Here is a 13,140-nt window from a genome sequence, read left to right as displayed (position 1 = left end):
TAAATGTGATATACCTTTTAGTTTTAATACGAATTGATGTATCACATTTAGAATTTCTTGAAAATAAAAAACACATCGCGCTCTAAAGCACAATGTGTTTTTATTTCACAACTACAAGACGTGGTCCATCTTGTTCTCTTTCTTTCATTTCCTCATTTTGCTGTTTCTCTTGTCGCTTTACGTGACTAGCAACATTTAATAATATCCCCATCGCAATTAGATTAGCCAATAAAGAACTACCACCATAACTAATAAACGGTAAAGGTACTCCTGTAAGCGGTATTAATCCAGACATACCACCAACATTAACAAAGGTTTGTATCCCAAGTAAACTTGCAATTCCAATCGCAATTAAACTCCCAAATGGATCTTTACATTTTTGCGCCACTCTAAACGACCGAATGATAATAAGTAATAAACAGATTAAAATGATAGCTACTCCTATAAACCCTAGTTCTTCAGATATAATCGCCATAATAAAATCCGTTTGCGGCTCTGGTAAGTAGCCATATTTTTGTATACTGTTTCCTAGTCCTCTACCATTTAACCCACCTGAAGCAATTCCAATAAAGGAATTAACTAATTGAAATCCATCATTTTGAGGATCACTAAATGGATCAAGAAAAACTGAAAATCGAGCTTTTTGGTATTTACTTAATTTATAGTCCCCAATAAAATACAACGCAGGAATCCACACGACAGATGTTAATAAAAATCTTTTTATCCACAAATTAACATTAACTCCTGAACAGAAGAACATAATTAACACTGTTCCACCTATTAATATGTCAGTCCCTAAGTCATTTTGTAATAAAATTAATATCACCGATCCACCGACAACAAATAGGGGAGGTATTATCCCTTGGAAAAAAGGTGTTTGCCTCTCTTGTTTCTTAGCAAAAAAACTTGCTAGCGTAATAATAACTACTATTTTTACAAACTCAGCTGGTTGTATACCTAGTATCCATCCTTTTGCACCATTGATTTCCTTACCGAAAAGGAAAGCTGCTGTTAGTAAGGCGATACTCCCTAGCCCCATTGCTGTTAGAACTATTTTTTCCCTCCACAATTTGTAAGGGATTATAACAATAATCACAAGCATTACCGTTCCAATAGCAAGAGCAACTAATTGTTTTTTAAAAAAGTGATCTGCTGGCCAGTTATATTTCGACAAAATTGCGACAATAGAACTAGAACTATATACCATTATAACTCCCAACACACATAAGATAACAAGAGGAAGTAACAATGAGTAATCCATTGATTTCCATACTCTTTTCATTTCATTTCCTCTCTCTGTTTCAATTTAATTATTGTTGTATTCCATATGTACATTGATTCTTCCTGCTTTATTATACAAATAAAAAGCCCAAACTTTTTCAGTTTGAGCCCCCTTATTTGAACCCGTTATTGTTGTTTGTTTGTAAATGCTTCATGAAGTGCAGATAACTCACGTTCAAGCTCTCCTAACATTGCTTTCCCTTGTTCTTCTGCAATAAGACCAAGGCGAACTGCAAAATCGACCTCGCGGGATAGTCCAAACATTTGTGTGTCTAACACTTCTTCATATAATGGACATTGCGGCATTGTAAGATGGTCCATTTGCACCTTAATAAGTCTTAAAATCTTCTCCGCATCCGCTTGTAGAAGGGCTAGTGCCTTTTCCTGATGATTTGATACTGTCTCAGACGCCAAATTGATTCCCTCCGTTTCCGTCCTACTCTCTCCTATCTATTAATATTAGCGATAGTTTTAATAAATTGCAATAGAAACATTTTTTGTGACAATAGTGTCTAATACTATTATACTGAAAAGTGGGAGTATAACACAAATGGGGGAACAACTATGAGCGAAATTTTATTTATTAATGGAAAAGTTCGTTTTCCAATCACTATCGATCCAACCGTTTGGATTTTTGATGATCGAAAAGTAGATTTGACAACTTACTTTGATGAAACGAGAGAAAACATATCAGAACTAGAAACTTATTTAAAAAATACTTCAGAGCATTGGGATCGCGAAATTCGTGATGGTGCTGCGTTTCCACCGATACAACAGAGTGTAAAGAAATATAAAAAAGAACAGCTAATTACTGGAACGTTCGGTATACCATTCTATCCTTTCCTTGCTAACTCCGAGATTTTAGATGACGCTACGCAAGTCGACATTGAAACAGTAGATCAAACGATAACGCTTCCGTTAGAAACTGTCAAAAATGCTATTCTTGGTTTTTCAAAAGAAGGGAAACCATTAAAAGAAGATGGACCCGTTCATCTATATTACAATGATGGATCTAATAGACAAAACCCGATCCGTAACATCCGTAAATTTACCATTATTTAAAGTGTATATTCGAAAGAAAAAAGGAGTGAGCCAAGGCTCACTCCTTTTTATAATAAATCTGCTGCTAGTTGAGCTAAATTAGATCGCTCCCCTTTAACAAATTTCACATGACCACTAATACGTTGCTCTTTAAACTTCTCTACAACATATGTTAAACCGTTATTATACTCATCCAAATACGGATGGTCAATTTGCTGAGGATCTCCCATTAATACGATTTTACTTTTTTCTCCTACCCTTGTTAGTATCGTTTTCACTTCATGCTTCGTTAAATTTTGCGCTTCGTCAATTATAATGAACTGATCTGGAATACTTCTTCCGCGTATATAGGTAAGGGCCTCTACTTCAATCGAACCCATTCCAGCTAAAATAGCATCTAACTCTCCTGGCTTTTTCGTATTAAATAAATACTCTAGATTATCAAAAATCGGTTGCATCCACGGTCTTAACTTTTCTTCTTTTTCTCCTGGTAAATAACCGATATCTTTTCCGACCGGAACAATTGGCCTTGCAACGAGTAGTTTTTTATATAACCCTAAATCTTCCGTTTGCATGAGTCCCGAAGCTAAAGCTAGCAATGTTTTTCCTGTACCAGCTTTCCCCGTCAAGGTTACTAGCGGAATATCTTCACGAAGCAACAATTCTAATCCCATAATTTGCTGCACATTTCGTGGTCGTATTCCCCATACTTGTTCATTGTGAAAAATAAGTTTTTTTACCTTCTTACCTAAATGATCCACAATGCCAAGTGCTGAACTAGATCCCCCTAATGCATCTTTCATTACTACAAACTGATTTGGATAAAAAGGATGATTTGCAATTTCGGATAAAGGCAATTCACCTTTTTCATAAAAATAATCCAATTGCTCTTTTGATATATACCCTTCTAAAAATCCTGAATATATATTGTCTACTTCAATTACACGGTCGCTTAAATAATCTTCCGCTTTCAAACCAATTGCATCGGCTTTTACCCTTACAAGCACATCTTTACTTACTAAAATAACAGACTTCCCGTCCTCTTTTTCTTGTTCTTCTAAAGATAGATTTTTTGCTACAGCTAAAATTCGATTATCATTTGTCTTTTCTACAAAAATATCTTGTAGTTGGACAAATGAGCGATGGTTTAATTCAATACGAAATGTACCGCCGTTTTCTAGCGGAATACTTTCATGCAGCTTTCCTATTTCACGAAATTTGTCTATTAACTTAGATACATAACGAGCGTTTCGTCCTACTTCATCCATGTAACGTTTTTTCGAATCAACCTCTTCTAATACAACTGCTGGAATCACTACTTCATTGGTTTCAAATGAAAAAATAGATAAAGGATCCTGCAAAAGTACATTCGTATCTAACACATAAATTTTATCCAACCTGTTACCCCCTGACTCCACTTTTAAATTTGTAGAACAAGGGTTTCATCCATAAAATATGGACGAACCATTGTTATAATTATATGTACCGTATAAACGAGGTAGAATCGAAATTTATAGCCATTAAACCTTTTACTTATTTTTTATTCATTTCTATTCAATATATTACTTTTAATTATAATTATTAACATAAAATCACAATAACTGATTAAAAAAGTTTATAACTGCCTTTCTTACTTATCACTTTGATAATTCTTTTATCCCTACTAACACTTGGTTATCCAGCTTTTTCGCTGCACGAATATCATATGTTTTTTCATACGTTGGTTCAGTTGCAAGTTTCGCTCCATAAAACATAACATCACGTACTTCTTGTACATTTACTTCTATTACAGTTAATTTTAGAGGAATGCCTTCCATTCTATCAGTCAAAATTTTACCTGCACCACTTATGGAAAATACGGATTCATTCGCCATTATAGTCAATACCACCCCAGTACTATGCCGTATATTTTCCACAATACGTGAACGTTGATCTACTGCAAATCGAATACTAGTTTCACTCACTGCATATACCCAAGAAATAGCACTTACGTTAGGAACTTGTTTTTCAAAATCTGTTGTTGCTACCATAACAATACACTCTTTACGTAACGTTTGTACCAAATCATCTGTTAATGTAGGCTCTACTACATTCGCCATATTTCCACCTCCAAATATACTTAATATATCCTTATCATAACTTATTTTTCGAATTGCGAAAATATTATTTTTTCCCACTATTATTCAAAAACATTATACTTCCATGATATACTTATACTGATAGAATTCGTATTGAGGTGACGAAATGAGAGTCAAATGTATGATTTGTGATAAAAAAGATATGTTAGATGATGAAAATCCTATGGCAAAAAAACTGCGTAATCGCCCTATTCATACATATATGTGCATGGAATGTTCGGAACGAATTGCTGAGCGTACTATAGAACGCCATGCGAGTGGTAATTTCCGATTATATCGTGATAAAAAAGTAGAAGACGATTGGTAAAACTCAAATAAGTCCTTATCTATATGATTAAGGACTTATTTGTATTTTTCTGGTTCACGATTCATTTGGTCCAAGAAACAATCAATAGCTTCTAATGGAAACCTTGCAGATTTTCTTTCCCCATTGATTTCATATGAAATCAAATACATTTCTTCTTTCTTTTCAACTTCCACATTCTTTAATTTGTGCTCTTCATATATCATATTTTGAAATAGTAAATACGTTTCTCTTGCTGCGTTATCATCTGGACGTGCTTCGGCAACTGTTTTAATTGTTAACCAATTATATAATGCATCTTGTACTGAACGCATAAAACTCCGCCTCCTCATCCTGCTTTTTGTTGTCTCGCTTGATGTAATCGCAACCTATAAATCCCAAGCACAACTGCCGCTACAACAAGCCCCTCTCCAACAGGTAAAAAAACTGCAAAGAAAGTTAAAACTGTACATCCAATCGCTAACGATATATATATCACTATATTTTTTACTATTGATAGTTTTCTTGCAAAACCTAAATTATACACAAGTGCACTTAATATAATAATAACGCCATACAGTAACCACATCCCTAGTTCTGGATTTTCATCAACTTTACATAATTTTGCAAAAAACGACATCCTTTCTAACATCATTCATCCCCCTTTCTCACAAAAAACAAATTTTATTTATGTACTTAATACAAGAGTAACCCGCAAAAAAAATACTGTCCACAAAAAAGAGTAAATATTCCAAAAATAAATACGATAAAAAAAACAGCTACCCCTCAAAGGTAGCTGTTTTAACATTTTACGCTTCTACAGATTTCTTTTTCTTAGCAGCTCTTTCGCGCTCGCTCTTATCAAGAATCTTTTTACGTAAACGAATTGATTCTGGAGTTACTTCACAGAACTCATCATCGTTTAAGTACTCTAGTGACTCTTCTAAAGTCATTAAGCGTGGTTTTTTCATTGTTGAAGTTTGATCTTTCGTTGCAGAACGAATGTTAGTTTGTTGTTTCATTTTTACAACGTTAACTGTTAAGTCATTCTCACGAGTGTGTTCTCCAACAATCATACCAGCATATACTTCTGTACCTGGTTCAACGAAGATTACACCACGGTCTTCAACTTGCATAATACCGTATTGTGATGCTTTTCCTGTTTCAAGTGAAACTAGAACACCTTGGCGACGTCCACCAACTTGTCCAGCGTGTACTGGTTGGTAGCAATCGAATGTATGGTTTAAAATACCGTAACCACGAGTTAATGTTAAGAATTCTGTTGTGTAACCAATTAAACCACGTGCTGGAACCATGAAAGTAAGGCGAACTTGACCGTTTCCGTTATTCACCATATCTAACATTTCACCTTTACGTGCACCCATAGATTCCATAATAGAACCAGTGTATTCTTCAGGTACATCGATTTGTACGCGCTCTACAGGCTCACATCTTACGCCATCAACTTCTTTAATAATTACTTCTGGCTTAGATACTTGTAGTTCATAACCTTCACGACGCATGTTTTCAATTAGGATAGATAAATGTAATTCTCCACGTCCAGATACGATCCAAGCATCAGGAGAATCTGTATTATCTACACGTAAACTTACATCTGTTTCTAATTGTGAACGAAGACGCTCTTCAATTTTACGAGATGTGATGTACTTACCTTCACGACCTGCAAATGGACTGTTATTTACAAGGAAAGTCATTTGTAGTGTTGGCTCATCAATACGTAATAATGGTAACGCATCTTCATGCTCAACTGGACATACTGTTTCACCAACGTTAATGTCTTCCATACCTGAAACGGCTACTAAGTCACCAGCTTTTGCTTCTTCAATTTCTTGTCGTTTTAATCCAATGTAACCGAATAATTTTGTTACACGGAATTGTTTTACACTTCCGTCAACTTTCATTAAAGCAACTTGTTGTCCTACTTTCATTGTACCGCGGAATACACGGCCAACCCCAATACGTCCAACATAGTCATTGTAATCAAGAAGTGCTACTTGGAATTGAAGTGGCTCTTCGCTGTTATCGATTGGCGCTGGAATATGTTCAATAATTGTATCAAATAATGATTTCATATTCTCTTCTTGATTTGCTGGGTTTGAATCTAAGCTTGCTGTTCCGTTCATTGCTGATGCAAATACAACTGGGAACTCTAATTGATCTTCGTTTGCACCAAGTTCGATGAATAAATCGATTACTTCATCAACTACTTCATCAGGACGAGCGAAGTCGCGGTCAATTTTGTTTACAACTACGATTGGAGTTAAGTTTTGCTCAAGAGCTTTCTTTAAAACAAATCGTGTTTGTGGCATACAACCTTCATATGCATCAACAACAAGTAAAACACCATCAACCATTTTCATGATACGTTCTACTTCTCCACCGAAGTCAGCGTGACCTGGTGTATCTAAAATGTTAATTCTTTTATCTTCATAGTGAATCGCTGTATTTTTTGCTAAAATTGTAATACCGCGTTCTCTTTCTAGATCATTTGAATCCATTGCGCGCTCTTCAACGTGTTCGTTCGCACGGAAAGTCCCCGCTTGACGTAATAACTGGTCAACAAGTGTTGTTTTACCATGGTCAACGTGGGCAATAATTGCTATATTACGTAAATCTTGTCGTTTTTTCAACATGTCCAACTCCTAATGTCTTTTTAATCCTTCTCTATTATAAGAGCGAAGGGGATACAATAGCAATTAAAATAAAATCAAGAATGAAAATATAGTTGTATTCTTACTTTTGTGAAAGTAAAATGAGATTGGAGGGTGAAGAAATGGAACACATTCAATATCGCTTTTTATTAACTGCAATTATCGGTGTTATCTTCTTAATCGGTATCGGCATTATGGTTGCTGAAAAGAGTCCAATCGGTGTTATTATTTGCATTATCGGCACATTTGTTACAGTTGGATACGGTTTTGTAACAAAAAGAAAAATGCGTAAATCGCAATAACGTCAAAAAGTAAGAAGCGTGTATACAGCCTCTTACTTTTTTTATTACTCCGATATAAACGATAACACCTCTTCATACACCCCTGGTTTCGCAACTAATACGCTGCTCTTCTCTATAATAGAAAGCGTTTCTCCAGAGAATGTTGTCACCTTGCCTCCAACTTCCTCCACTATTATCTGTCCCCCACCAAAATCCCATGGTGATAATCTTGGCGTTACATATGCATCTATTCTCCCTGTTGCAACATATACCATCTCTAATGCGGCACAGCCATATGACCTTGTGCCCCTTGCTTTCTTAACAAGTGCCATCATACTCTCCATATTAAGTAATGGATTGTCGGTAAGCCATATCGCATTTAAAGCTACAATCCCCTGCTCTACAGTCCCTTTTTCTAATAAAGGTATTGGTACTTCATTGCAAAAAGCTCCAGTCCCTTTTAGCGCATGATATAATTCATCATGAACTGGATCATAAATAAGTCCAATTTTTCCGATACCGTTCTCATAAATTCCAATTGAAATTGCAAAATTTCTCTTTTGATGAACAAAGTTCATCGTGCCATCAATTGGATCAATTAACCAAACAACCCCATCAGAAGAAGTTACCTCATCTCCATAACCTTCTTCCCCTAAAATATTATGATTCGGGAATGTCTCTTTAATTTTCCCAATTAAAAACTGTTCTATTTCTCGGTCCATATTTGTTACTAAATCAGCTGCATTGGATTTCGTTTCTATAATAAGTGCTTTTTTCATTGATGCCATTAAACGCTCTCCCGCATCTCGAATCCACTGTTTGGCGTGTGCATCGATGTCTTTCCATACTTCTTGCATGTTTAAACACTCCGATCTATACTGTTCACAGAAAAAACGAACCCTTTATAAGGTTCGCACCAACTAATTTTTTATACATATACTATTATTACGCTTCTAAACGAATCATTTCAAGTCTTAACACTTCTAACTTTTGTACACACTCTTCTTTTTTCTGTTTATCATCTTCCATCATCGCATCATATAAAGTTGCTAATTCATAATCTAGCTCCAAACGTAGCACCGGAATTCTCTTTTCAGCATCTGTTCTCTTTAACGCATTAATCACCTGTCTCATATTATTTGCCTCCTCCCAATATTCGTCTGCCCTCGGACTAGAATTGATTCAATTTTCTGATTTTTTGTTTTATACTATACTATGTTGGATAAATCATCTATGCAACAAAATTATATTTTTTTATTTAAATTTTTTTGTGCTGTTTTTTTTATGAATAGTACAAGCTATGCTAAAATAAAAGCAAAATAGGAGTTGGAGGAACAATCATGACACTACAAACATTCAAATCAACTGATTTTGAGGTCTTTACAGTTGATGGTCTCGAAGAACGAATGAGTGCAATTAAAACGAACATTCATCCTAAGCTAGAAGCTTTAGGGGAACAGTTTGCAGCATATTTATCAAAACAAACTGATGAGAACTTTTTTTATCATGTCGCAAAACATGCACGTCGTAAAGTCAATCCACCAAACGATACTTGGGTTGCTTTTTCAACAAATAAACGAGGATATAAAATGCTGCCACATTTCCAAATTGGATTATGGGGTACTCATGCCTTCATATACTTTGGTTTAATCTATGAGTGTCCACAAAAAGTGGAGACGGCTCACGCCTTCTTAGAACATTTAAATGATTTAAAAACAAATATTCCAAATGACTTCGTTTGGTCCATTGACCATACTAAACCAAGTGTAAAATTACATAAAACACTTGGAACAGAAGACTTACAAAAGATGATTGAACGTCTAGCTACTGTGAAAAAAGCAGAATTATTAGTTGGTATCCATATATCACCAGAGGAGTTTTCAGCAATGACCAACGAACAATTCCTTGCTAAGATTGAATCTACGATGCAATCACTCCTTCCTTTATATGCGCTTTGTAATCGATAGTAGAAAACGGACAATTTATATTGTCCGTTTTTAGTTGTTATCACATTATATCACTTCAGTTTTTATTTTTCAAAATATTTTTTATACTTTCACAAGCTTTTGTTCTTCAGTTTCTTTCGCCCTTTGAATCGCACGGTATATTGAATATCCACTTACTTCTTGAAATTCCTTATCAATTTTCTTTTCTTCTGCTTTCGATGGAACAATCTCTTTAAAACGACGATATAATCCCATTAATTCTTCCCTTGTAATTCCTTTTTCATATGCTTTCTCAATCGCTTCATAAAACTTCACAATTGCAACCATTTCCTCATTTGACCAATCATAATCTAACGGATATTGATATTCCATTTTGCACCTCATTCATCATTTCTTCTTATTTTCAATATGCTATCTTAAAGGGGTTTTTTATTCTTCACTATAGCCACTTTGCATTATACACTATTTATTCTTTATGATGGAATTCTCTTCCTCTGTACGTAAGTTCGAAATAACTATTTAACTTATCCACTGTAAAAATATTTTTTTCTATACATCTATAATTATTGGTGATATAATGCTTTTGTTTTATAAAAAATAAAGTGAACCTACCATCTCAAAAACACTTTTGTGAATGGCAGAAAAACAAGTCTCATACTAATAAGGTCTTAACTTTTTTAGTACAGGATTATATAAAACAAATTATACTAAATATTAAAAAGAAGAAGGGGTGTATAGATTGTCCCAATACGAAACACCATTGTTTACCGCTTTAGTTGAGCACAGTAAGCGAAATCCAATTCAATTCCATATTCCTGGTCATAAAAAAGGACAAGGCATGGATCCTACATTTCGCGAATTTATTGGGCATAATGCATTAGCAATTGATTTAATTAATATTGCGCCACTCGATGATTTACATCATCCAAAAGGTATGATTAAAGAAGCACAAGATTTAGCAGCCGCTGCATTCGGTGCAGACCATACTTTTTTTTCCATTCAAGGTACAAGTGGCGCAATTATGACAATGGTGATGAGCGTTTGCGGTCCTGGTGACAAAATTCTAGTACCACGAAACGTGCATAAATCAGTAATGTCAGCTATTATTTTCTCAGGTGCAAAACCGATTTTTATGCATCCTGAGATTGATCCAAAACTTGGTATTTCACATGGAATTACAATTCAATCTGTCAAAAAGGCACTTGAAGAGCACTCAGATGCGAAAGGCTTACTTGTTATTAACCCAACATACTTTGGCTTTGCTGCGGATTTAGAACAGATTGTACAATTAGCACATTCTTACGATATCCCTGTACTCGTTGATGAAGCTCATGGTGTTCATATTCATTTTCACGATGAATTGCCGATGTCAGCGATGCAAGCTGGAGCTGATATGGCAGCAACAAGTGTTCACAAATTAGGAGGATCTTTAACACAAAGTTCTATTCTTAATGTGAAAGAAGGCCTTGTGAACGTAAAACATGTTCAATCTATTATTAGCATGCTTACGACTACATCAACTTCTTACATCTTATTAGCATCTCTTGATGTTGCTAGAAAACGTCTTGCTACAGAAGGAACTGCACTCATAGAACAAACAATACAATTAGCAGCACAAGTTCGTGATGCTATAAATGATATTGAGCATCTTTACTGTCCTGGGAAAGAAATGCTAGGTACGGATGCTACTTTTAACTATGATCCTACAAAGATAATTGTATCTGTAAAAGATTTAGGTATTACAGGCCATCAAGCTGAAGTATGGCTGAGAGAGCAATATAATATTGAAGTAGAACTCTCAGATTTATACAACATACTATGTCTTGTCACTTTCGGGGATACAGAAAGTGAGACGAATACACTTATTGCAGCATTACAAGATTTAGCAGTAACATTTAGAAATAAAGCTGATAAAGGTGTTCAAATACAAGTAGAAATTCCCGAAATACCAGTGCTAGCACTTTCTCCTCGGGACGCTTTTTATTCAGAAACAGAAGTCATTCCATTTGAAAATGCAGCCGGTCGTATTATAGCTGATTTCGTTATGGTTTATCCGCCAGGGATTCCAATCTTTACTCCGGGGGAAATTATTACACAAGATAACTTAGAGTATATTCGTAAAAACTTAGAAGCAGGTTTACCTGTACAAGGTCCTGAAGATATGACATTACAAACATTACGTGTAATTAAAGAGTACAAGCCTATCAGTTGATAGGCTTTTCTTTCACCCTTTTTTCCTTTTCTCATACGATATTATGTAATGTAACGTATAGGTGGGGATACTATTATGATTGTAATAGGCCGTTCTATTGTACATCCTTATATCACAAATGAATATGAGCCATTTGCAGCTGAGAAACAACAAATTTTATCTATAATGGCAGGAAATCAAGAAATCTATTCCTTCCGAACATCTGATGAACTCAGCTTTGATTTAAACTTGCGCGTTAATATTATTACTTCTGCATTAGAACTTTTTCAAAGTGGATTTCAGTTTCGCACATTTCAACAATCCTTTTGCAACCCTCAGTATTGGAAAAGAACGTCACTTGGAGGATTCGAGCTCCTTCCAAACATACCCCCTTCCATTGCCATACAAGATATTTTCAAAAACGGAAAACTATATGGAACTGAATGTGCCACCGCGATGATTATTATTTTTTACAAAGCTTTACTATCATTATATGACGAAGAAACTTTCAACCGCCTCTTTGCAAACCTTTTACTTTATACGTGGGACTACGATCAAGATTTAAAGCTCATAACAAAAACGGGTGGCGATCTTGTGCCAGGTGATCTCGTTTATTTTAAAAATCCACAAGTGAATCCAGCTACAATTGAGTGGCAAGGAGAAAATACAATCTACCTAGGAAATTTCTTTTTTTACGGACATGGCGTAGGTGTAAAAACAAAAGAGGAAATTATATACTCGTTAAATGAACGACGAGTCCCTTACGCTTTTATTTCAGCTTTTTTGACCGATACTATTACCCGTATTGATAGCCGTCTCATGAGCCACTACGCTTCTCCTAAAACTCCACAGACATCCATAGGGTTTATTCCAATTAGAGATGATGCAATCGTTGCAACAGTTGGTAATACAACTACAATTTATTAAAAAAAGCGCCTACATATGTAGGCGCTTTTTCTTATTTAAGCTTTTGCATGTTCTTTATGGTCACACTCGCAATGAGATCCACATTTTCCGTAAAGTACTGTTGATTTTTCATCTTCAAAATGTCCGATTGTTCCTTCACATACTTGGCATACGATTGTCCCCATTTTTATTTCCCCCTGAGTTTTAATAATAATTTTCTTATTTATAATTAAGCTTTCGCCTTATCTTTATTAGCACAGTCACAATTTGTACCGCATTTCCCGTAAAGCACTGTCGTTTTTTCATCTTCAAAATGTCCGATTGTTCCTTCACATACTTGGCATACGATTGTTCCCATTTTTCATTTCCCCCTAAGTTTATGGTCCTAAAAACTTTTAGCT

At 35.1% G+C, this 13,140-nt stretch carries 18 protein-coding genes; 6 read left to right on the top strand and 12 right to left on the bottom strand.

The window, feature by feature from the left end; all coding sequences use genetic code 11:
- Positions 1-100: 100 nt before the first annotated feature.
- Both ftsW and VF726_RS10880 read right to left on the bottom strand, forming a co-directional pair.
- Positions 101-1,282, bottom strand: coding sequence for a putative lipid II flippase FtsW (ftsW, locus tag VF726_RS10885; RefSeq protein WP_440167981.1), 1,182 nt, complete (start codon positions 1,280-1,282; stop codon positions 101-103).
- A 125-nt stretch (positions 1,283-1,407) separates the two neighbouring features.
- On the bottom strand, positions 1,408-1,695 hold the full coding sequence (locus tag VF726_RS10880) for a YlaN family protein (RefSeq protein WP_000135695.1): 288 nt from the start codon (positions 1,693-1,695) through the stop codon (positions 1,408-1,410).
- 150 nt (positions 1,696-1,845) lie between these two features.
- Between VF726_RS10880 and VF726_RS10875 the strand changes: the two genes are divergently transcribed.
- A complete protein-coding gene (locus VF726_RS10875) occupies positions 1,846-2,343 on the top strand; it encodes a peptidyl-prolyl cis-trans isomerase (protein WP_440167979.1) in 498 nt (165 codons plus the stop codon).
- Positions 2,344-2,390: 47 nt separating this feature from the next.
- On the opposite strand, the gene VF726_RS10870 is transcribed toward VF726_RS10875, so the two are convergent.
- Positions 2,391-3,719, bottom strand: coding sequence for a PhoH family protein (locus tag VF726_RS10870; RefSeq protein ID WP_000358079.1), 1,329 nt, complete (start codon positions 3,717-3,719; stop codon positions 2,391-2,393).
- Positions 3,720-3,959: 240 nt separating this feature from the next.
- Positions 3,960-4,421, bottom strand: a complete 462-nt coding sequence (locus tag VF726_RS10865; protein ID WP_440167976.1) for a pyridoxamine 5'-phosphate oxidase family protein — start codon at positions 4,419-4,421, stop codon at positions 3,960-3,962.
- Positions 4,422-4,566: 145 nt separating this feature from the next.
- On the opposite strand from VF726_RS10865, the gene VF726_RS10860 reads away from it, so the two are divergent.
- The gene (locus VF726_RS10860) at positions 4,567-4,767 is read left to right on the top strand and encodes a YlaI family protein (RefSeq protein WP_033662466.1); all 201 of its coding nucleotides are present in this window, start codon (positions 4,567-4,569) and stop codon (positions 4,765-4,767) included.
- Between the two features lie 35 nt (positions 4,768-4,802).
- Here VF726_RS10860 and VF726_RS10855 read toward each other — a convergent pair whose 3' ends face one another.
- From VF726_RS10855 to typA, 3 genes are all read right to left on the bottom strand, one after another.
- Positions 4,803-5,078 carry a hypothetical protein gene (locus tag VF726_RS10855; protein ID WP_440167974.1) on the bottom strand — a complete coding sequence of 92 codons (276 nt, stop codon included), beginning with the start codon at positions 5,076-5,078 and terminating at the stop codon, positions 4,803-4,805.
- A 14-nt stretch (positions 5,079-5,092) separates the two neighbouring features.
- A complete protein-coding gene (locus tag VF726_RS10850) occupies positions 5,093-5,395 on the bottom strand; it encodes a YlaH-like family protein (RefSeq protein WP_440167972.1) in 303 nt (100 codons plus the stop codon).
- 157 nt (positions 5,396-5,552) lie between these two features.
- Positions 5,553-7,397, bottom strand: a complete 1,845-nt coding sequence (typA, locus tag VF726_RS10845; protein ID WP_000914759.1) for a translational GTPase TypA — start codon at positions 7,395-7,397, stop codon at positions 5,553-5,555.
- Between the two features lie 140 nt (positions 7,398-7,537).
- Between typA and VF726_RS10840 the strand changes: the two genes are divergently transcribed.
- Positions 7,538-7,717, top strand: coding sequence for a DUF5325 family protein (locus tag VF726_RS10840; RefSeq protein ID WP_440167969.1), 180 nt, complete (start codon positions 7,538-7,540; stop codon positions 7,715-7,717).
- A gap of 44 nt (positions 7,718-7,761) precedes the next feature.
- On the opposite strand, the gene VF726_RS10835 is transcribed toward VF726_RS10840, so the two are convergent.
- Both VF726_RS10835 and VF726_RS10830 read right to left on the bottom strand, forming a co-directional pair.
- Positions 7,762-8,553 carry an inositol monophosphatase family protein gene (locus VF726_RS10835; RefSeq protein WP_440167968.1) on the bottom strand — a complete coding sequence of 264 codons (792 nt, stop codon included), beginning with the start codon at positions 8,551-8,553 and terminating at the stop codon, positions 7,762-7,764.
- Positions 8,554-8,641: 88 nt separating this feature from the next.
- Positions 8,642-8,830, bottom strand: coding sequence for a hypothetical protein (locus VF726_RS10830; RefSeq protein ID WP_001250164.1), 189 nt, complete (start codon positions 8,828-8,830; stop codon positions 8,642-8,644).
- Between the two features lie 206 nt (positions 8,831-9,036).
- On the opposite strand from VF726_RS10830, the gene VF726_RS10825 reads away from it, so the two are divergent.
- On the top strand, positions 9,037-9,663 hold the full coding sequence (locus VF726_RS10825) for a YktB family protein (protein WP_429599640.1): 627 nt from the start codon (positions 9,037-9,039) through the stop codon (positions 9,661-9,663).
- A gap of 81 nt (positions 9,664-9,744) precedes the next feature.
- Here the strand turns inward: VF726_RS10825 and VF726_RS10820 are convergent, their stop codons facing one another.
- Positions 9,745-10,014 carry a UPF0223 family protein gene (locus VF726_RS10820; RefSeq protein ID WP_440167965.1) on the bottom strand — a complete coding sequence of 90 codons (270 nt, stop codon included), beginning with the start codon at positions 10,012-10,014 and terminating at the stop codon, positions 9,745-9,747.
- Positions 10,015-10,381: 367 nt separating this feature from the next.
- Between VF726_RS10820 and speA the strand changes: the two genes are divergently transcribed.
- A complete protein-coding gene (gene speA / locus VF726_RS10815) occupies positions 10,382-11,854 on the top strand; it encodes an arginine decarboxylase (protein WP_440167963.1) in 1,473 nt (490 codons plus the stop codon).
- 75 nt (positions 11,855-11,929) lie between these two features.
- Positions 11,930-12,760, top strand: a complete 831-nt coding sequence (locus tag VF726_RS10810; protein ID WP_440167961.1) for a protein-glutamine gamma-glutamyltransferase — start codon at positions 11,930-11,932, stop codon at positions 12,758-12,760.
- Between the two features lie 35 nt (positions 12,761-12,795).
- On the opposite strand, the gene VF726_RS10805 is transcribed toward VF726_RS10810, so the two are convergent.
- Together VF726_RS10805 and VF726_RS10800 are read right to left on the bottom strand one after the other, a co-directional pair.
- A complete protein-coding gene (locus VF726_RS10805; protein WP_048530698.1) occupies positions 12,796-12,924 on the bottom strand; it encodes a GapA-binding peptide SR1P in 129 nt (42 codons plus the stop codon).
- Between the two features lie 44 nt (positions 12,925-12,968).
- The gene (locus VF726_RS10800; protein ID WP_000536800.1) at positions 12,969-13,097 is read right to left on the bottom strand and encodes a GapA-binding peptide SR1P; all 129 of its coding nucleotides are present in this window, start codon (positions 13,095-13,097) and stop codon (positions 12,969-12,971) included.
- Between the last annotated feature and the right edge of the window lie 43 nt (positions 13,098-13,140).

The organism is Bacillus sp. Brlt_9 (assembly GCF_051948935.1).
Lineage (GTDB): Bacteria > Bacillota > Bacilli > Bacillales > Bacillaceae_G > Bacillus_A.
The sequence above is the reverse complement of the archived record's forward strand: the minus strand, read 5'-3'. Positions and strand labels throughout refer to the sequence as shown.

Bases quoted from the DNA above. Each gene is read 5' to 3' on its own strand.
- ftsW (WP_440167981.1), bottom strand. From the start codon at position 1,282: ATGAAAAGAGTATGGAAATCAATGGATTACTCATTGTTACTTCCTCTT.
- VF726_RS10875 (WP_440167979.1), top strand. From the start codon at position 1,846: ATGAGCGAAATTTTATTTATTAATGGAAAAGTTCGTTTTCCAATCACT.
- VF726_RS10865 (WP_440167976.1), bottom strand. From the start codon at position 4,421: ATGGCGAATGTAGTAGAGCCTACATTAACAGATGATTTGGTACAAACG.
- VF726_RS10860 (WP_033662466.1), top strand. From the start codon at position 4,567: ATGAGAGTCAAATGTATGATTTGTGATAAAAAAGATATGTTAGATGAT.
- VF726_RS10855 (WP_440167974.1), bottom strand. From the start codon at position 5,078: ATGCGTTCAGTACAAGATGCATTATATAATTGGTTAACAATTAAAACA.
- VF726_RS10850 (WP_440167972.1), bottom strand. From the start codon at position 5,395: ATGTTAGAAAGGATGTCGTTTTTTGCAAAATTATGTAAAGTTGATGAA.
- typA (WP_000914759.1), bottom strand. From the start codon at position 7,397: ATGTTGAAAAAACGACAAGATTTACGTAATATAGCAATTATTGCCCAC.
- VF726_RS10840 (WP_440167969.1), top strand. From the start codon at position 7,538: ATGGAACACATTCAATATCGCTTTTTATTAACTGCAATTATCGGTGTT.
- VF726_RS10835 (WP_440167968.1), bottom strand. From the start codon at position 8,553: ATGCAAGAAGTATGGAAAGACATCGATGCACACGCCAAACAGTGGATT.
- VF726_RS10830 (WP_001250164.1), bottom strand. From the start codon at position 8,830: ATGAGACAGGTGATTAATGCGTTAAAGAGAACAGATGCTGAAAAGAGA.
- VF726_RS10825 (WP_429599640.1), top strand. From the start codon at position 9,037: ATGACACTACAAACATTCAAATCAACTGATTTTGAGGTCTTTACAGTT.
- VF726_RS10820 (WP_440167965.1), bottom strand. From the start codon at position 10,014: ATGGAATATCAATATCCGTTAGATTATGATTGGTCAAATGAGGAAATG.
- VF726_RS10810 (WP_440167961.1), top strand. From the start codon at position 11,930: ATGATTGTAATAGGCCGTTCTATTGTACATCCTTATATCACAAATGAA.
- VF726_RS10805 (WP_048530698.1), bottom strand. From the start codon at position 12,924: ATGGGGACAATCGTATGCCAAGTATGTGAAGGAACAATCGGACATTTT.
- VF726_RS10800 (WP_000536800.1), bottom strand. From the start codon at position 13,097: ATGGGAACAATCGTATGCCAAGTATGTGAAGGAACAATCGGACATTTT.